Source organism: Gordonibacter pamelaeae, from assembly GCF_003340385.1.
Lineage (GTDB): Bacteria > Actinomycetota > Coriobacteriia > Coriobacteriales > Eggerthellaceae > Gordonibacter > Gordonibacter pamelaeae.
In genome coordinates this window covers 576,477-594,828 of the sequence record NZ_PPTS01000001.1, presented here as the reverse complement: position 1 = coordinate 594,828, position 18,352 = coordinate 576,477, and the positions used below count along the sequence as shown (strand labels likewise).

The window sequence follows — 18,352 nt, the reverse complement described above, 5'->3', positions numbered from 1 at the left end:
TGGTACAGGGACGGCAGGCTCAAGGGCTTCCGCGAGGAGGGCCGGATGGTGTACGATACGATCACGGGCCGCAGGAGGCGGCTCGGCTACGCCGTCTAGGCGGTCCAAGCGGGCTGCCGCACTCCCAGCCTTCGATTTTGTCCAGCCATTGGGTTCGCGGTGCCGTATCTGGCCGACCATCTAAGGAGAACCTGCGAGATAACGATCGACTTCTCGGGGCGTCGCGCTATACTGGGGCTTCGCCAATCGACCGACCACGTTTACCTGATGGAGCGCCACCTGTGAGCATCGACACCGCCACCGGCAAGGAAGCACCCGCGGACCTCTCGTCCGCGCGCGTGAAGGAGATATTCTCGGCCATCGCGAAGAAGTACGAGCGGTTCAACGCCGTGTCGAGCTTCGGCGCGTACAAGGCCTGGCTCGCCGGCATGATGCGCCAGGCCCCCATCGGCCCGGACGACGACGTGCTGGACATCGCGGGCGGCACGGGCGATGTGGCGTTCTCCGTGGCGCGCGCGAAGCGGCCGGCCCACATCCAGTGCACCGACCTCGTGAGCGAGATGCTCGACGTGGCGCGCATGCACTATGCCGACGGCAAGGCCTGCGGCGTGCCGGTGGACTTCGAGGTGGTGGACGCGCAGGACATCCCCTACGCGGACAAGTCGTACGATGCGATCACCATGGCCTACGGCATCCGCAACATGCCCGAGCGCGACCGGGCGCTCGGCGAGATGTTCCGCGTGCTGAAGCCGGGCGGCTCGCTCGTGTGCCTGGAGTTCAGCACGCCTCCGAACGCCGTGTGGCGCGCGCTGTACGGGTTCTACCTCAAGCACCTCATACCGTTCTGGGGCGGGCTCATCACGGGCGACCGCGAGGGTTTCGTGTACCTGGCGCGCTCGATCAAGGCGTTCCCCGACCAGCAGGGCTTGGCGGCCATGATGGAGAAGGCCGGATTCGAGGATGTGATCTGGAAGAACTACACTGGCGGCATCGCCGCGGTCCACGTGGCGAGAAAACCGGCGCGATAGGGCCGACCTGCGCGGCACGGGGCTTTGGGACATCCCGAACGCAACCGACTTGCGTGCAGAGCGGGCGAAATCAAGCGTTGGGTATGATGCGGAGCATGCCGAAAGGCGTAGGATGGCATCATGGACTCGAAAACCGCTCATATCTCCGAGGGTGCCGTTGCACTTGAGGAGCTCGACGCATGCGACTCGCTCGAAGGGGTTGCCGAGTACGGCAATCTCGACGCGCCCGGCGCAGGCGGCGACAACGTTCCTGCCGGATCGCTTGGCGCAAGTGCAGCTCCTCGGGAAATCGGCCAAGGCCAAGGCGGGACAGGGAGCCGCGAGCGTTTATGGTCGCCTTTGTTCGTGATCGTCGTGGCGGGCACGCTGTGCTGCTTCATGGTGGGCCAGGGCCTCAACTCGGGAACCTCCGTGTTCATTGCGCGCATGGGCGGCAGCACGGCATTCGCCGGCGTGCTGGCCGCCGTGTTCTCGGCCGCGGCCGCAGCGGCGCGCATCGTGTGCGGCCCGCTCGTCGACCGCGCCGGCCGGCTGCGCGTGATGGTGGGCGGGGCGGCGCTGCTGCTGGCAGGCACGCTGGTGCCGGCCGTCAGCTCCAACGACGCCGTGTTCGTGGTCTGCCGCATCGTGCAAGGCGTGGGCTTCTCGGCCGCCACCACCGCCTCGGCGACCGCCGCAGCCGACGTGCTGCCCCTCTCCCGTTTGGGCGAGGGCATCGGCTACTACGGGCTGGGCCAGGCGCTCGCCATGTCCGTGGGCCCGGCGCTGGCGCTGTTCCTGGTGAACACCGACCCCGCCGCGAACCTCTACCTGGGCCTTGCCGTGATCGCGGCGCTCGGCCTGGTGCTCGCCGCGCTCTGCCGCTACGAGCGCAACCCCTCGCGCCTGCCCGCCACCGCGGCGTACCGGCGGCTGTACGAGGAGCGCCGCGAGTTGGAGCATGACGAAGCGCGGGGAGGCCATGGCGGGGCTGGGCCGTGCGCCGCCCGCGTCACCGACAACCGGCAGGCACGCGGCGCTGCGCCCGAGCCCTCCGCCCGCGGCCTCGGGCGCTTCTTCGAGTTGAGCGCGTTGCCGGGTGCGCTGCCGATGGTGGTGCTGAGCCCGGCATTCGGATTCGGCATCTTCTTCGTCGGGCTGTACGGCACATCCCTGGGCGTGGTAAACCCCGGGCTGTTCTACACGCTCTCGGCGTTGAGCATGATAGCCGTGCGCCTCAAGTCGAAGTCCTTCATGGACCGCGTCGCTCCCCTCAAGATCTGCACCGCCTCGACGGCCTGCGGGCTCGCCGGCTTCCTGCTGCTGCTCATGGCCGGATCGAGCGACCTCGCCTACTACGCGGCCGGCATCCTGTACGGCGTCTGCCTTGGCGTGAGCATGCCGCTCAACCAATCGGTGGCCGTGAAGAACACGCCCGCCGAGCGCTGGGGCGCCGCGAACGCCCTCTACCTTCTGGCGAGCGACGTCGGCATAGGCGTCAGCTCCATCGTTTGGGGGCTCGTCAACGACGCGGCCGGCTTCCCCGCCACCATCTGCTGCGTCATGGGCTGCATCCTTGCCGCCTGGGTAGTCGCCTGGTTCTCGTACCCGAGTACCAGGCGCGACCGCAAGAAGGCCTAGGGAAGCGTCGCGACGCAGACCCGGCAATTTAACCCGCTTCCCAAAGGACCTCTTAGAAGGGGCGTCCGAGCAGACAGCCGCATGCGACTCGTTGTGCCGCAGCCCGCCTCACGCGAGCCTCCGGATCAGTCCCCTTCAGGCTCCCCCGTTCCTTCGGTTAGCTCGTAATCGGTCTCGAGCACGTCTTCTATCAGGTTCGCGAAGTCGCGAGCTTTTTCAGACGTGGTCACCGGCTTGCCCGTGCGGGCCTCTATCTGCGCACGGGCCGCGCCGGCCACGCTCCCGCCCTCGCGTGCCACCTGGCGGCTCTCCTCGAAGCCCTCAGGCTGGCTGGCTTTCGAGAACTCCGTCGTCGTCACTTCCGCCAAGGTGTTCAGCACCAGCTCGAGCGTGGTCATGTTATCGCGCAGGTTCTCCTTCTTGAGGTCTTTGAGATCCTTGTACTGGCGAGTGGTCATCCCCGACCAGGCGCGCGTTATCTCGTCGGTGAGGATAGCGTACTCCTTGCCCTTCTCGACGCCGCGCCTCTCCCACTCGTCGGTGAGCCCCTTGCGCACCTGGCTGGTTTGCAGGCGCTGGTTGACCCAGTTGCGGTCGTACCCCTTTTTGAGGTACGTTTCCAGAGCGCGGTCGAGCGTCAACTCGGGGTCGATGATCTCGTCGATGCGCTCGGAGCCCACCTGCGCGAGCCACAGCTTGAACGGCTCGGCTTTCTTGGAGGGGATGGATTGGACGATACGGAGGATTTGCTCGGTGGTTGCTACGTCAGTCAGGCGCATTTTGCCGTCGGCGGCCTTCAGTTTCAACTGGTGACAATTTGTCACCGTTTCATTTCCCTCGTCCTTGAGGCGCTGCTTGAGCTTATTCCAGTATTTTCGGCCATCCTGGCTCTCCGTCAGAGCACCGACCACGTCGACGATGGAGAAGTACCACTCCTCCTCGTCCTCGTTCCACGCCGAGCGTATTTCCTGGCTTTCGAACAGCTTCACAGAAGAATCGACCATATGATTCCCTCCTTCGGTCCGGGGCGTTTTGGACAGGAGGGTGCTTGGTCGAGCACAACGCCATGCGATTTATCGATGACGTCAGTATATCATAAAGCGAACCTATGTTCTATACTAATTAATAAGGTTCGTCTAAATTCGCATGGGCTTGGGCATCGGCGTCCAAGGGGCAGAACTTCCCGGCATAGTAGCGGTCGAGGGCCACGAGCGCTATCATGCCGGCGTTGTCGCCGCAGGCGCTCAAAGGCGGAAGGGTCAGGCGCACGTGCAGGCGCTTGCAGAGCGCCTGGTAGGCATCGCGCAGCACCGGGTTCGCCGCCACGCCGCCGCCGAGGCAGAACGTGCGCGCGCCCGTTTGCCGCAGCGCCATCTCCGCCTTCTTCACCTGCACGTCCACCACCGCCTGCTGGAAGCTGGCGGCAATGTCGGGAACGTTGGGCTCGCGGCCGGCATCGCGCTCGTTGTTGATGTAGGTGACGACCGCCGTCTTGAGGCCCGAGAGCGAGAAGCGCAGGTCGCCCGAGTGCATCATGGCGCGCGGGAACGCGATGGCATCCGGGTTGCCAAGCGCCGCCTGCTGCGAGATCACGGGGCCGCCGGGATACCCCAGCCCGAGCGCCTTCGCCACCTTGTCGAACGCCTCGCCCACCGCATCGTCGATGGTGGCGCCGAGCGTTTCGTAATCGCCCCAGCCCCGCATATGCACGAGCATGGTGTTGCCGCCCGACACGAGCGATACCACGGCGGGTGGCTCGAAGTCCGGCGCGCCGATCTTGTTCGCGTACAGGTGGCCCTCAAGGTGGTTCACGCCGATGAGCGGCTTGCCGGCGCCCCAAGCCGCGCCCTTCGCGAACGCGACGCCCACCATGAGCGCACCCATGAGGCCGGGCGCGTAGGTGACGGCCACGGCGTCGAGGTCTGACCACGTCAGGTGCTCCAGTCCCAGGTGGGCGGCAGCCACGTCGAGGCATTCGTCGCACACACCGCAGATGGCCTCGATGTGCTTGCGGCTGGCTATCTCGGGCACCACGCCGCCGAAGCGCGCGTGGAAATCCACCTGCGAGGCCACGATGTCGGCCACGAGGTTGCCTTCGCCGTCCACGATGGCGGCGGCCGTCTCGTCGCAGGACGACTCGATAGCCAGGATGAGCGGGCGCGCCACGGCGGGGCGGGCAGGCTCCTCGCCAGCCACGTCGCCGCGGAGATCCCCGACGCGCACGGCGGCCTCCGCGCGGGCGGCGTCGACCTGCAGCTGCATGCCGGCCACGTCGTGCGGGGCGAGTGGCAGCGGGCCCTCCATGATGAGGGCGTCCTCGCCGTCCGAGTAGTAGCGCGGGCGCGTGCCCAGCGTGTGGAAGCCGAGCGCCTCGTAAAACGCCTGCGCACCGACGTTGCCCGCACGCACCTCGAGCGAGCACGTCGCCGCGCCCAGGTTGCGCGCATCGGCCGCCACACGGGCCAGCAGCTCGCGCGCGATGCCGCGGCGACGCTGCGACGGGTCGACGCCCACCTTGAGGATCTGCACCTGCCCGTCCACGACCCAGCCGCCCGCATAGCCGAGCAACTGCTCGCCATCGTAAGCAGCCCACCAGACGCGGTCGGGGCGCGGGAGCTCGTCGGCCACCAGGTGCTCGTTCCAGGCATCGGAGCCCATGACCTGCGCCTCCAGCGCGGAGACGGCGGCAGCATGCGCGGCGTCGAGCGGCTTGTACACGATGCCGTCGGCGGCAGGGCGGGCGTTCAGGATGGCGGTGTCGTGCATGCTCGCCCGCTGGTCGCGGCGCGGGGCCACATCCTGCACGCCGGCGGCGAGGTTCTTCGGATCGTTCTTCGCCAGGCGGATGCGCTCGTTCTCCTCCGCATCGGACAGGCGCGTGTACACGGGGAGCGCGAACGCGGGGTTGTGCCGGGCGGCATCGAAGGGATCGGCCTCGCCTGCACGCCAGGCGGCTTGCAGTGCCTGCAGCAGGCCGCGGCCCGTGGGAGCCCACAGCTCCGAAGGCAGGGGCTCGCCCGCCGGCGCGAACAGGTCGGCGTACTTCGCCAGCGCGTCGCCGGTGACGGCCAGGCGGGGCGTTTCCGTCGCGCATGCGGCCAGCTCGGCAGCAGCCGCCTCGGCCTTCACCACACGATCGGCCCCGAGACGGCAGACGCCCTCGCCCGTCAACTGGTAGCGAACGGGATACACCTCCTTGCGCATGGCGTCGGCCACCACGGCCAGCGGGCCGCGCACGCCCGCCGCCTGCGCGTTCCACGCCACGGCGTCGAGCGACGACACGCCCACGAGCCCCACGCCCAGCGCCGACGCGACGCCCTTGGCCGTTGCCATGGCAATGCGCACGCCCGTGAACGACCCCGGCCCGCGGCCGACGACGATGCATGCCAGCTCCCCGCGTGCCACACCCTGCTCGGCAAGCAGCGCGTCGATACGCGGGAGCAGCTGGGTGTTCGAAGCGCGATGCGCCGATGCCTCGGCACAGGCGACGACCTCCACCGTGCGGCTTTCCCCATGCAGCGCGCCCAAGCCGATGGCGATGACCTCGTTGGCCGTGTCGAACGCAAGCACGTAGCGCGCCCGCGCTCCCTGGGAAGCACCGTGCAACGCGTCGGCCTCCGCCGCGCGCGCCACCGGAAACGCTTGATCGCTCACCCGCAGCACCCCGCTGCCTTCATCAGGCGCGACTTCGAGTCCTTCGCCCATACGAACAGCAGCTGCCGTGCGCGGTCGCCGAACGACTGCGCGCGCACGGTGCGGTTTCCGTCGGCGTCGACGGTGACCGCGATCTCCAGGTAGCCGTACGGCAGGGCCGAGGGGAACTTCTCGCCCCATTCGACGAACGAGGCGCCGTCGCCGTCGATGGTCTCGAAGTAGCCGATATCCTCCAGCTCGTCGGGATCTTCCAGCCGATACAGATCGAAATGGTACAGCGGAAGCCGACCGCCCGGATACTGCAACAGGATGTTGAACGTGGGGCTGGTCACCTGGTCGTGCACGCCGAGTGCGGCGGCGACCCCCTGCACGAACTGCGTCTTGCCCGCACCCAGGTCGCCCGAGAGCACGACGACGTCGCCCTCGTGCAGGTAGGGCGCCAGCGTCGAAGCCAGCTGCTTCGTCGCCTCGGGGGAGGTGGTCTTGCGTATGTAGGTCAGTCCGTTAGCCATGGCTCGTATGATACGCCAACCCGGCCGCCCAGGCCACGACGGCGACGGGGAATCGGGAATCTTCCATGGCGCGGCAACGGCATGCACGGCCGGCCGCTGGCACGCAGGCCGCCGCCGGACGGGCGCGGCGGCAAAATTCTCATCGCAGCGCATCGCTTTTGCCCTATCATCGCCTTTAACGCAAAACCCGCCTCTGCCAGCCCGGCAGAGGCGGCGCAACACGAAGGAGGCAACCCACCCATGTACGAAGCGCGTATCGAAACCGTCATGCAGAACCTTGCCCGGCGCGGGCTCTCGCAGATGCTCGTCTGCGATCCGCGGTCCATCCAGTACCTGACCGGCGCCTACGTGGAACCGGGCGAGCGCTTTCTGGGCCTGGTGCTGGGCGAAGGGCGCACGCCCACGCTCGTGTACAACGAGATGTTCGCCGTGCCGGCCGACCTCGCGTGCGCCGTGCGCACGTTCAACGACACGGAGGACCCCTTGGTGCCGGCGGCCGACCTGTGCGATCCGGCCCGCCCGCTGGGCTGCGACAAGAACCTCGCGGCGCGCTTCCTCATCCCGCTTATGGAACGCGGGGCGGCGAGCGGCTTCGTGCTGGCCTCGGACGTGGTCGACGATGCGCGCGCCCATAAGAGCGCCGAGGAGCGCGACCTCATGCGCACCGCCTCGCGCACCAACGACGCCGCCATGGCGCGCTTCAAGGAGCTCGTGCGCGAGGGCGTGACGGAGGCCGAGGTGGCAGGCCAGTTGGAGGTCGTCTACCGCGAGCTGGGCGCGCAGGGCCACTCGTTCTCCCCCATCGTCAGCTTCGGCGCGAACGCCGCCGACCCGCACCACGAGCCCGACGGCACGCGCCTCGCGCCCGGGGACGCGGTGCTGTTCGACGTGGGCTGCCGCCAGGGCGAGTACTGCGCCGACATGACGCGCACGTTCTTCTTCGGCGAGCCCACGCAGAAACAGCGCGAGGTGTACGAGACGGTGCGGCGGGCCAACGAGGCCGCCCAACGCGTTGTCGCCCCCGGCGTGCGCTTCTGCGACATCGACCGCGCCGCCCGCGAGGTTATCGAGGAGGCGGGCTACGGACCCTATTTCACGCACCGCCTGGGGCACCAGATCGGCCTGGACGTGCACGAGCCGGGCGACGTTTCGTCGGTTCACGAGGCCCCGGTCGAAGTGGGCATGTGCTTCTCCATCGAGCCCGGCATCTACCTGCCCGGCGAGTTCGGCGTGCGCATCGAGGACCTGGTCATCGTCACCGAGGACGGCTGCGAGGCGCTCAACGCCTACCCTCACGAGCTGGAGGTGCTGGGATAGCGACTCCTAACTGCGCCGCTTCATGGCGGCGCGGCGGCCGGCGGCCTTGGCGTCGTGTGCGCGCTTGCAGTCGGGGCAGATGGACGTGAGCGCGCGGGCGCGGGCGGCGTCGGCGTGCTCCTCCTGCTCGAGCAGGGCGTTCGCGAACTCGATCTCCTTGTTCGTGGCGTAGTAGCGTCCGCACGAGGCGCATTCGGCCAACGTGAACAGGCAGCGCTTGGGCAGCTCGGGCTCGTCGGCGAAACCGGCTCCCTCGATGACGTCCATGGCGCCGGTGGGGCACGCGGGAACGCAACGGCCGCAGTGCGTGCAGTCGAACAGGTCGAGCGTCCACACGAGCAGGCCCTCGTCCTCGTCGATGAAGATGCGGATGGCGTTCGCGTCGCAGGCCGCCGCGCAGGCGGCGCACGCGATGCAGGCGGAGAAGTCGTGGCGCGGCTTGCCCTCCGCCACGCCCGATGCGTGGCCGGGACGCGGCGTGCGGCCGCGATCGGAAATGAGGTTGGGCACGCGGGGCTTCACGGCGGCCATCAGCGCCCAACCTCCTCGGACAGATCGAACGCGGCCGCGAAGGCGTCGTCGGGCAGGCCGCCGCGCAGGGCGGCGTCGGCACGCTCGACGGCCTCGATGCGGCGGCTCTTCCCCAGCGTCTCGAGCATCTCCTCGTCCACCAGCGCAAGAGCCTTCGTCGGGCAGACCGCGATGCAGCGCGGGCCATCGGGCGACTTCGCGCACAGGTCGCAGATGACCACTGACGTGTACGCGCCCGTCTCCTTCTGCCGCAGCAGGCCGGCCGAGCGCGCCGACGACGCGCGGCTGTACGGCGCGGCCTTCACGTGCGCGGTGGACGGAGCGGAGGGGTACACGGCCCCGAACGGGCACGCGAGCGCGCACACGAGGCACCCCGTGCAGCGCGCCTCGTCCACCTGCAGGCGGTCGCGCTCCTGGTAGATGGCGCCTTCCGGGCACACCGCCAGGCAGGGCGCGCCCTCGCACTGATGGCAGGTGACCGCGGCCGACACCTCGCGCGTCTTCACGAGCGAGATGCGCGACGCCGGGCGCAGCGCGCGCTTGCGGTGCGCCTCGCTGCACGTCACGCGGCAGGCTCCGCAGCCGATGCAGCGCGCGGGGTCGGACACGACGAAGCGGTTCATACCAGCGTCTCCTCCTCGCCGTTGGCGTAGAGGGCACGTCCGGCCACTTCGGCCTCGTGGGGCGCGAAGGCGGCCGCGGGCGTGGGAGCAGGGGCGTTGTCGGGGGCCGCGGGCTCCGCAGCGGGCTCGCTTTCGCTCGCAGCCTCCGGCTCCGGCTCGGGCGGGTTCTGCCGATCGGCCTCGGCGGCGAGCTCGGCCTTGAGGGCGGCGTAGCGCTCCACCAGGTGATCCTCGGCCCAGCGCTGGTCGGCGATGGCCTCCACCTCGCAGGCGCTGTACTTGTCCTCGGGCGTGCCCGACTCGCCGTCCACCACGTGCAGGGTGAGCTCGTTGCACTTGCCGATCCACCACTGGTAGGTCATGTACACCGCACCTTCGTTCACGCGCTCGTCCACCGCCGCGCGCGCGAGCACCTTGCCGCGGCGCGAGCGCACCCACACAAGCTCCTCCTCGTCGATGCCGCGCGCCTCGGCGTCGGCCGGGCTGATGCTCACGTAGCCCGGCTCGTCGGCGAGCGCGGCCAGCGCCTTGCAGTTGCCGGTCATCGAGCGGCACGAGTAGTGCCCCACCTCGCGCACCGTGCACAGCACGAGCGGGTAGGCGTCGTCGGGCTTCTCGGTAGGCGGCCGCCAGTGCGCCGCAACCAGGTGGCCCTTCCCATCGGGCGTGGCGAACGCGCCGCCGGCGTAGAGCTCGGGCGTGCCGTGGTTCTCCGGGTCGTCGGCCGCGTCGGCGAAGATGGGCCACTGCGCCCAGCCCGTGCCCGCCATCTTCTCGTACGTGGCCCCGGCGAACTGCGGGCACAGCGCGCGCACCTCGTCCCAGATCTCGCGCGTGCTCTCGTAATGCATCGGGTAGCCCATGCGGGTTGACAGGTCGGCGAAGATCTCCCAGTCGTGGCGGCACTCGCCCTTCGGCGGCAGCGCGGCCGTTGTCAGCTGGAACGAGCGGTCCGACGCGGTGTACACGGCGTCATGCTCGGCCCACGACGTGGCGGGCAGCACCACGTCCGCCAGCGCCGTGGTCTGCGTCATGAAGATATCCTGGCTGATCAGCAGGTCGAGGCTCTCCAGCATGCGCCGCACCTGCGCGGTGTCGGGCTTGGTCTGCAGCGGGTCCTCGCCGAAGTTGTAGAACGCGCGGATCTTGCCCTCCCCCACCGCGTGCGGCAGGTCGGTGAGCTTCCACCCGGGCTCGAGCGACAGGCGCTCCTCGAGAACGCCCCAGGCGGCGGCGAACTTCGCACGCGCGGCGGGGTCGTCCACACGCTGGTAGCCGGGGTAGAGGCTCGGCCACATGCCCATGTCGCACGAGCCCTGCACGTTGTTCTGGCCGCGCACCGGCGCGAGGCCGCTTCGGGGCTTGCCGATGTGCCCGGTGATCAGCGCGAGCGCCGCGATGGCGCGCACCGTCTGCACGCCCTGCGCGTGCTGCGTGACGCCCATGCCCCAGCCCACCACCGCCGTCTCGGCCGTGGCGTAGCGGCGCGCGGCCTGGCGGATGAGCTCGGCGGGCATGCCGCACACGCCCTCCACGTCCTCCGGCGCGTAGTCCTGCACGATCTCCCACCAGTCGTCGAAGCCCTCGGTGTGCTCATCAATGAAGTCGAAGTCGGCCAGCTCCTCGTCGATGATGGTGTAGGCGAGCGCGTTCACCAGCGCAAGGTTCGAGCCGTTCGCAAGCGGCAGGTAGAGGTCCGCGATGCGGGCGCTCTCGATGACACGCGGGTCGCACACGATGAGCTCGGCGCCGCGCTCCTTGGCGCGCACGATGCGGCGCGCCACGATGGGATGGCTCGCCGCCGGGTTGTAGCCGATGAGCAGGATGCAGTCCGTTTCCTCAAGCGTGGGAATGCTCACGCTCATCGCGCCCGACCCCACGCACTCCATGAGGCCGATGACGCTGGCCGCGTGGCAGGTGCGCGCGCAGTTGTCGATGTTGTTCGTGCCCAGGCACGCGCGCGTGAACTTCTGCATGACGAAGTTGGCCTCGTTGCCTGCCCCGCGCGACGATCCCGTGAGCATGACGGCCTCGGGCCCGCTCTCCTCGATGATGGCGCGCAGGCGGCTGGCCGTGAAGTCGAGCGCCTCGTCCCAGCTCACGCGCTCAAGCGGCGCGCCCTTGGTGCGGCGGATCATCGGATGGTAGATGCGCGGCGTGAGGATGCGCGTGTCGTTCACGAAGTCGTAGCCGTAGAGGCCCTTGAGGCACAGCTCGCCCTCGTTCGTGACGCCGGGCAGGCCCTCCGCGTCGATGACCCGGCCGTTCTCCACCATCAGGTTCATCTTGCAGCCGGCCCCGCAGTACGGGCACACCGCCATATGCTTCTCCATGAGGCTACTCCCCCTCGTCCAGGCTCGCGTTGAGCTTCATGCTGGCGAACGACGCCGTGGCACGTGCCGCCGCCTTGCGCTTGCCCTGCCGCGCCCGCTCCAGGTACTGCGCGTCTATCAGGCGCAGCGCGTCAGTCGGGCACGCCTTCGCGCACGCCGGGCCTCCCGAATGCCCCGTGCACAGGTCGCACTTCACCACCGTCGAGCGCGTGCGCTTGCGCTTCTTCGCCCGGGCGCGGGCCCGCGAGCCCTTGGCGGTCTTGTCGTCCTTGGCCGCCGCGTCGGCCGCGGCCGCCTCCTCGGGCGTGGGCTCCGGCTCGGGCGGCAGCTTCTCGGTCACGATCTCCACCGCGCCGTACGGGCAGGCCAGCACGCAGTTGCGGCAGCCGATGCACTTCTCGGGATGCACGCCCACGTGATCGTCGTCGCTGAACAGGCAGCCCGTGGGGCACGCGTCCACGCACGGGGCCTCGGCGCAGTGGTGGCAGCCTACGGGCGCGGAGATGGTGCGCGTCGTGACCAGCGTGAGGCGCGGCACGGCCACGTCGCCGGGCGCGTCGTGGCGCATGAGGCAGGCCGCCATGCACGTCTTGCAGCCGATGCAGACGGACGGGTCGGCCACGATGAACTTTCGTCCGGAGGGCGTCGCAGCGCGCAAGCCTACCGCCCTCCCGCAGGCGCGGCGAGCGCGGCCTCGGCGGCCGTCACGGTGTGGGCCATCGTCACGCTGGTGGTCACCGTGCCCAGGCCGCGCGGCACGGGCGTGAGGGCGTCCACGATAGGTTCCGCCTGGTCGAAGTCCACGTCGCCGCAGAGGTTCCCCTCGGCGTCGAAGTTGATGCCCACGTCGAGCACCGTCTGCCCGGGCCGGAAGAACTCCGCGCCGAACATGCGCGCACGGCCGGTGGCGCAGATCACGACGTCGGCCTCGCGCACGACGTCGGCCAGGTTCTCGGTCCGGCTGTGGCAGAGCGTCACCGTGGCGTTGCGGCGCAGCAGCATCATGGACACGGGCTTGCCCACCACCAGGCTGCGGCCCGCCACCGCCACGCGCTTGCCCTCGAGCGGCACCTCGTAGTGGTCCAGCAGCTCGAGGCACGCGGCGGCCGTCGAGGGCGGGAATCCCGTGCCGCCGTCGGTGAACACCGAGGCCAGCGAGGCGAGCGTGATGCCGTCTACGTCCTTCCGGGGGGCCAGCAGCTCGCAGGCGCGCGCCTCGTCGATATGCGCGGGCAGCGGGCGGAACAGCAGGCAGCCGTGGATGGAGTCGTCGGCGTTCACCTCGTCGAGCGCGGCTTCGAGGGCTTCCTGCGGGGCGTCCTCGGGCAGGACGAACGGGTGCACGGCTATGCCGAGCGATTCGGCGCGCTTCTTGGCGGTGCGCTCGTAGGACAGGTCGTCGGGGCGCTCGCCCATGCGGACGATGGCGAGCGTGGGAGCGATGCCGGCGCGCCCGAGCGCCTCGATACGCGGCGCGAGCTCCTGCGCCAGGCGGTCGACGACGGGCTTTCCGGTGAGGAGGGTGGCCATGGGGATGATTCGCTCCTTCGGGGGTTTACGAGACGGACGTTTTCACGAAGTCGAACAGCTCGTCGCAGCGCTCGCGCGTGCGCGCGGCCAGCGACTCGGCCTCGCCGCGGTAGCGCGCGGCCCGGGCCGCATCGTCCATCGAGGCGGCGTTGATGAAGATGTTGAGGCTCGCGCCGTCGGAAGCCGCGCGCGCGAAGGCCGCGGCCACGCCGGCGTCGGAGCGCGCCATCTTGGATCCATGATGGGCCAGGTAGTCGGCCTCGTCAACCACGTCGGCCACCGCGCGCATGATGGCGAGCGGCACGTCGCTTGCACCGACGAGCGCCTGCTGGAGCGCCGCGTTCTTAGCGGCCTGCTCCTCGGACGTGGCCTTCGGCAGGCGGTACGCGGCGGCCAGGGGCTCGAAGGCGCGCGCGTCCTCGTCCACGAGCGCGATGAGATGGGCGCGCAGCGCGTCAAGACGGTCGAGCGAGGCGCGCACCTCGTCCTCCACGTCGGCGTAGGTCTTCTTTCCCACCGTGAGGTTGCCCACCATGGATGCGAGCGCCGCCGCGAGCGCGCCCGCATAGGCCGAGGCCCCGCCGCCGCCCGGCGCAGGCGCCGCGCTGGCCAGCTCGTCGATGAATGAGGTGTCGTACATGGCGCCTCCCTTTTGCGCGAGCGTCAAGTTTGATTGGGATGGCCGGCTCAACGCGGATGCGCCGCGCATGCCGGCACCCCGTATGATACGCCACCGTCCGCACCTTCCCCCGGCGCGCCTAGAAACCTGCACGAACCCTCGACGTGCGGCCAGGCGGCATCCGGCCCACTCTTCGCTCCAAAAACACGGCTCGTGCGCTGAGGTGTGTTTTTGGAGCGGAGAGCGACGCGGTGAGGAGGCATTACCCCACCGAATACCTTGCTCGAAAATGAACGGCTGCATGTGCGCCGTTTCGGGCATTAAAAATGATAATGTTTCATTCTGAGAACCTTGAGGAAACCGAGAAGTGCTCGATGGCTATAAAAACCGCCCGGCAGCCAAGCGAATCACAGGGCCTCGGACTGGTCCCGCAGCCAGTCGATCAAGTTCACGATGTGGATACCCTCTTCGGTTGTCCCTACGCGCAAACAATCCAATGTGAGAATGATCCGGGGGAAGGCATCCTCTAACATGCGCAAAGGCTTGAGCTCGCGCTCGTACGTCGCTGTATCAACAAGCGAGTCAACGACTTGCAGGTAGTGCCGCACGTCGCGTTTCTGTGCGACGAAATCCACCTCGCCTTTCTCGAGCGTGCCCACCGACACGTTGAATCCTCGCCTGATCAACTCCAAATACACCACGTTTTCCAGCTGGAAGCCCACATCCCGCCCCGAGAACCCTCCCGGAAGGTTCCGCAGGCCCGTGTCGACGGGATAGTATTTCCTCAGCGGCCTGAGCAACTGCTTGCCTTGGACCCCGGTTTGGAGGGCGCTGTGTAGAACAAGCGCCTGCTCAAGCGCGCGCAGATACCCGTCGATCGTCTCGTAGGAGGCTTTCGCCCCCGCGCTCTTCAAGTAGTTCGCTATGCTTTTGACCGAGAACAGGTTGCCCGACGTCGAGAACACATAGGCGACCAGCTTTTCGAGCAACGCATAATCGCGAATCTGAAACCGCTGCGCCACATCGTTGACGATGACGGAGTTGAATATGCCAGTGAGCTCACGCGCGATGTCTTCCTCGCGGGGCTCTTTGAGCGCGAAAATGCTGGGCATGCCGCCGTACCGCAGGTAGTCCGCAAACAGCGTGTTCAACGCAGCGTCAGATTTCCCTCGGATACGCGAGCTAAACTCCAGATACTCGCAGAAAGAAAGCGGGTATACATCCAGCTCAACGTAACGGCCTGCAAGTAGCGTCGCAAGGTCGGACGAAAGCAGGTAGGCGTTCGATCCGGTTATATACACGTCGACCCCGGATCGCGTATGGAGCCCGCGCACGACTCGCTCCCACTCGGACACCATTTGAATCTCGTCGAGAGCAACGTAGAACATATGCGATGGATCAGCGCAATCGAGCGCAGCCGCAATCTCGTCTTGGAGGTCTTCGGCAGTTGGGTTGAGCGGTAGCCCGAATTCGTCGAACCGCTTGCGGAACACGTTCTCCTCCGGCACGCCTTGGGCATGCAAATCCTCGATAAACAGGTCGAGCAGCGTTGATTTGCCGCAGCGACGCACGCCGGTGAGGACTTTGACGAATTCCGTGTCGCGATATCGCGTGAGTAGTTGTTGGTAATGTGGTCTTGGAATGCGATTTCGCATAGCAGCCTCCATTTCAATTTAGTCGATTATAGTCGATAATCAATGGATTTTAAAGACTATCGTAGAGTATGCTCGACTTTATATAAGTATGGAGGCGTAGGCGTCCGTTAAAAAACGGAGCTCGGCGACATCTGCGCCGAGCCCCGTTCACACAGTCAGAACTTAGAACAACCCGCTGATCTTGCCGTTCTCGTCGACGTCGATCTTGAACGCCGCGGGGGTTTTGCCCAGGCCGGGCATCGTCATGATGGAGCCGGTAAGCGCCACGACGAAGCCGGCACCGGCGGACACCTTCACCTGGCGCACCGTGACGGTGAAGCCGCGCGGGGCACCGAGTTTGGCTGCATCGTCGCTGAAGGAGTACTGCGTCTTGGCCATGCACACGGGCATGCCGCCGAAGCCGAGCGCCTCGAGCTGCGCGAGTTCCTTCTTGGCGGCGGGCTCGAACGTCACGCCGTCGGCATGGTAGATGCGCTTCGCGATGGCCTCGATCTTCTCGGCGAGCGACAGGTCGTCGTCGTAGGAGAACTCGAACGTCTCGGCGCTGCGGCCCTCGGCGTCGCCCTCGGCGCACAGGCGCACCACCTCGGTCGCCAGCGCCTGGCCGCCCTCGCCGCCCTTCGCCCACACCTCGGACAGCGCCACGTTCACGCCCAGCTCGCGGCACTTGGCCTCCACGAGGTCGAGCTCGGCCTTCGTGTCCGTCGGGAACGCGTTGATGGCCACCACGCACGGCAGGTGGTACACCTGCGTGATGTTCTCCACGTGCTGCAGGAGGTTCGGCAGGCCGGCTTCCAGCGCCTCGAGGTTCTCCTCGTTGAGGTCGGCCTTCGCCACGCCGCCGTGGTTCTTGAGCGCGCGCACCGTGGCCACCACGACCACCGCGTCGGGCTTGAGGCCCGCCAAACGGCACTTGATGTCGAGGAACTTCTCCGCGCCGAGGTCCGCGCCGAAGCCGGCCTCCGTCACGCAGTAGTCGCCCAGCGCCATGGCCATGCGCGTGGCCATGATGGAGTTGCAGCCGTGTGCGATGTTGGCGAAGGGGCCACCGTGCACGAACGCCGGCGTGCCCTCGAGCGTCTGCACGAGGTTCGGCTTGAGCGCGTCCTTGAGCAGGGCCGTCATCGCGCCCTCGGCGTGCAGGTCGTGCGCCGTGACCGGCTGGTCGTCGTAGGTGTAGCCCACCACGATGCGTCCCAGGCGCTGTTTAAGGTCGGTGATGGAGGTGGCCAGGCAGAAGATGGCCATGACCTCGGAGGCCACGGTGATGTCGAAACCGTCCTCACGCGGCACACCGTGGGCCTTGCCGCCCAGGCCGTCCACGATGTTGCGCAGCTGGCGGTCGTTCATGTCCACTACGCGCTTCCACGTGATCTTGCGCACGTCGATGCCCAGCTCGTTGCCGTTGTGGATGTGCGCGTCCAGGAGCGCCGCCAGCAGGTTGTTGGCGGCTCCAATGGCATGGAAGTCGCCCGTGAAGTGCAGGTTGATATCTTCCATGGGGATGACCTGGGCGTACCCGCCGCCGGCTGCGCCGCCCTTGATGCCGAACACGGGGCCGAGCGACGGCTCGCGCAGCGCCACGACCACGTTCTTGCCCTGCTTCGCCAGCGCGTCGGCCAGTCCCACCGTCGTAGTGGTCTTGCCCTCGCCAGCCGGCGTGGGGTTGATGGCCGTGACCAGAACGAGCTTGCCCGGCGTGTGCTCCTGATCCTTGAGCAGGTTGTAGTCCACCTTCGCCTTGTTCGTGCCGTACATCTCCAGGTACTCCTGCGGCACGCCCGCCTTCTCGGCTATCTCGCTGATGTGCCGCGGCTTCGTCGCCTGGGCAATTTCGATGTCGCTCAACACGTGGGGCCCTCCCTTTTTCCTCGTCGGTGCGCTTTCCTGCATTCTACTGGTTTTCCACCCCCTGACCACCTACTTTCCCGCAAGGGCCATCAAATACCAGCAACCGGGTTGCCATCCAGGGCTCAATGGCTTCCCAAACAACTGCCGTTCCAGAGATAGCATACTAACCTCATTAATGCTATACTGCTATCATCGTGAGAAACGAACCGAGGAGTCGCAATGTCCATGGCGCAGATGAATACGAGAATCGATGCCGAGGTGAAAGAGCGCGGGGACGCCGTTCTCGCTCAAGCAGGCTATTCCTCGTCTCAGGCCGTGCGCGCGATCTGGAGCTTTGCCGCATCGCATGCGCACGAGCCGTTGGTCGTGAGGCAGTTTCTGCAGCAGGCCGAAGGCGGCGGCCAAGATCCATCCGCAAAGGCGGCGGCCGATGCGAAGCTCGAGGCACTCGAACGAGCCTTGAGCCTGCATGAGCGCCTTGAGACCACCCTGGGCTTTCAACTTGAAGCCGAGGAAGCCCTTACCGACCGCCAGCTACGGGGAGAGGCCCTTCTGTCGCGTTGGGAAGATCGGGGGCTCCTGTGACCACGGCGCCTGCAAAGCTACTGCTCGACTCCAATGTATGGGTGGACCTCTTCGCCAGCGACCGGCCGGGGCGCGCCGATGCCACGGCGCTCGTCACGCACGCGATGAGCCGGCAGATCGCGCTGCTCTATGCCGCCTCCTCGGTAAAAGACGTCTACTACCTGCTCGAGGAACGTGAGAAACGGAGGGTCCGAGCCAGCGGCGCGGAGGTGACGGCAACCATCGCCGCCGCCGTGAACGAGTACGCCTGGGGCTGCGTGCTCTCCATGGGCGAGATGGCGACCGTCGTCCCCGTCGACCAGTCCGACCTCTGGATCGCGACGAAGTTCCGCACCGTCCACGAGGACTTAGAGGACGACCTCGTGCTCGCCGCCATGGAGCGCTCGCAAGCGGATTTCCTCGTCACCAGCGACGAAACGCTGCTCCGCAAATCGCCCGTCGCGGCACTCTCCCCGCACGACCTGCTCGCGTTGATGACCGCGTAGCCCCCGGCA

Annotated in this window: 16 protein-coding genes; 5 read left to right on the top strand and 11 right to left on the bottom strand. The window is 67.6% G+C overall.

From position 1 onward, the window contains the following. Positions 1-281 precede the first annotated feature (281 nt). Positions 282-1,028 carry a class I SAM-dependent methyltransferase gene (locus C1877_RS02575; RefSeq protein WP_041239238.1) on the top strand — a complete coding sequence of 249 codons (747 nt, stop codon included), beginning with the start codon at positions 282-284 and terminating at the stop codon, positions 1,026-1,028. A gap of 120 nt (positions 1,029-1,148) precedes the next feature. Next, on the top strand, positions 1,149-2,648 hold the full coding sequence (locus C1877_RS02570; RefSeq protein ID WP_220149883.1) for an MFS transporter: 1,500 nt from the start codon (positions 1,149-1,151) through the stop codon (positions 2,646-2,648). A 125-nt stretch (positions 2,649-2,773) separates the two neighbouring features. On the opposite strand, the gene C1877_RS02565 is transcribed toward C1877_RS02570, so the two are convergent. From C1877_RS02565 to tsaE, 3 genes are all read right to left on the bottom strand, one after another. Next, the gene (locus tag C1877_RS02565) at positions 2,774-3,652 is read right to left on the bottom strand and encodes a BRO-N domain-containing protein (RefSeq protein WP_114568269.1); all 879 of its coding nucleotides are present in this window, start codon (positions 3,650-3,652) and stop codon (positions 2,774-2,776) included. Positions 3,653-3,770: 118 nt separating this feature from the next. Then, positions 3,771-6,302 carry a tRNA (adenosine(37)-N6)-threonylcarbamoyltransferase complex transferase subunit TsaD gene (tsaD, locus tag C1877_RS02560; protein ID WP_390624756.1) on the bottom strand — a complete coding sequence of 844 codons (2,532 nt, stop codon included), beginning with the start codon at positions 6,300-6,302 and terminating at the stop codon, positions 3,771-3,773. Further along, positions 6,299-6,814: a tRNA (adenosine(37)-N6)-threonylcarbamoyltransferase complex ATPase subunit type 1 TsaE gene (gene tsaE / locus C1877_RS02555; protein WP_015539460.1), complete on the bottom strand. Its 516-nt coding sequence runs from the start codon at positions 6,812-6,814 to the stop codon at positions 6,299-6,301. The genes tsaD and tsaE overlap by 4 nt, the downstream gene beginning before the upstream one ends. A gap of 240 nt (positions 6,815-7,054) precedes the next feature. Between tsaE and C1877_RS02550 the strand changes: the two genes are divergently transcribed. Continuing rightward, positions 7,055-8,131, top strand: coding sequence for a M24 family metallopeptidase (locus C1877_RS02550; protein ID WP_015539459.1), 1,077 nt, complete (start codon positions 7,055-7,057; stop codon positions 8,129-8,131). A 6-nt stretch (positions 8,132-8,137) separates the two neighbouring features. Here the strand turns inward: C1877_RS02550 and C1877_RS02545 are convergent, their stop codons facing one another. From C1877_RS02545 to C1877_RS02510, 8 genes are all read right to left on the bottom strand, one after another. Beyond that, positions 8,138-8,662: a 4Fe-4S dicluster domain-containing protein gene (locus C1877_RS02545; RefSeq protein WP_015539458.1), complete on the bottom strand. Its 525-nt coding sequence runs from the start codon at positions 8,660-8,662 to the stop codon at positions 8,138-8,140. Further along, positions 8,662-9,285 (bottom strand): 4Fe-4S dicluster domain-containing protein, encoded by a 624-nt coding sequence (locus C1877_RS02540; RefSeq protein ID WP_114568267.1) that lies wholly within the window; start codon positions 9,283-9,285, stop codon positions 8,662-8,664. Before C1877_RS02540 ends, C1877_RS02545 begins: the two co-directional genes overlap by 1 nt. Then, positions 9,282-11,618 carry a formate dehydrogenase subunit alpha gene (gene fdhF / locus C1877_RS02535; protein ID WP_114568266.1) on the bottom strand — a complete coding sequence of 779 codons (2,337 nt, stop codon included), beginning with the start codon at positions 11,616-11,618 and terminating at the stop codon, positions 9,282-9,284. Before fdhF ends, C1877_RS02540 begins: the two co-directional genes overlap by 4 nt. 4 nt (positions 11,619-11,622) lie before the next feature. Continuing rightward, positions 11,623-12,276, bottom strand: coding sequence for a 4Fe-4S dicluster domain-containing protein (locus tag C1877_RS02530; protein WP_244909771.1), 654 nt, complete (start codon positions 12,274-12,276; stop codon positions 11,623-11,625). Positions 12,277-12,278: 2 nt separating this feature from the next. Next, entirely contained in the window at positions 12,279-13,148 is an 870-nt protein-coding gene (locus C1877_RS02525) for a bifunctional 5,10-methylenetetrahydrofolate dehydrogenase/5,10-methenyltetrahydrofolate cyclohydrolase (protein WP_015539456.1), read from the bottom strand. Between the two features lie 25 nt (positions 13,149-13,173). Further along, the gene (locus tag C1877_RS02520; protein WP_114568265.1) at positions 13,174-13,788 is read right to left on the bottom strand and encodes a cyclodeaminase/cyclohydrolase family protein; all 615 of its coding nucleotides are present in this window, start codon (positions 13,786-13,788) and stop codon (positions 13,174-13,176) included. A 386-nt stretch (positions 13,789-14,174) separates the two neighbouring features. Continuing rightward, positions 14,175-15,422: an ATP-binding protein gene (locus C1877_RS02515; protein WP_227154923.1), complete on the bottom strand. Its 1,248-nt coding sequence runs from the start codon at positions 15,420-15,422 to the stop codon at positions 14,175-14,177. Positions 15,423-15,584: 162 nt separating this feature from the next. Beyond that, a complete protein-coding gene (locus tag C1877_RS02510; protein ID WP_041239233.1) occupies positions 15,585-17,273 on the bottom strand; it encodes a formate--tetrahydrofolate ligase in 1,689 nt (562 codons plus the stop codon). Between the two features lie 219 nt (positions 17,274-17,492). Between C1877_RS02510 and C1877_RS02505 the strand changes: the two genes are divergently transcribed. Together C1877_RS02505 and C1877_RS02500 are read left to right on the top strand one after the other, a co-directional pair. Continuing rightward, entirely contained in the window at positions 17,493-17,858 is a 366-nt protein-coding gene (locus C1877_RS02505) for a type II toxin-antitoxin system RelB/DinJ family antitoxin (protein WP_015539454.1), read from the top strand. After that, entirely contained in the window at positions 17,834-18,343 is a 510-nt protein-coding gene (locus C1877_RS02500) for a type II toxin-antitoxin system VapC family toxin (RefSeq protein WP_114568263.1), read from the top strand. Before C1877_RS02505 ends, C1877_RS02500 begins: the two co-directional genes overlap by 25 nt. Positions 18,344-18,352 lie beyond the last annotated feature (9 nt).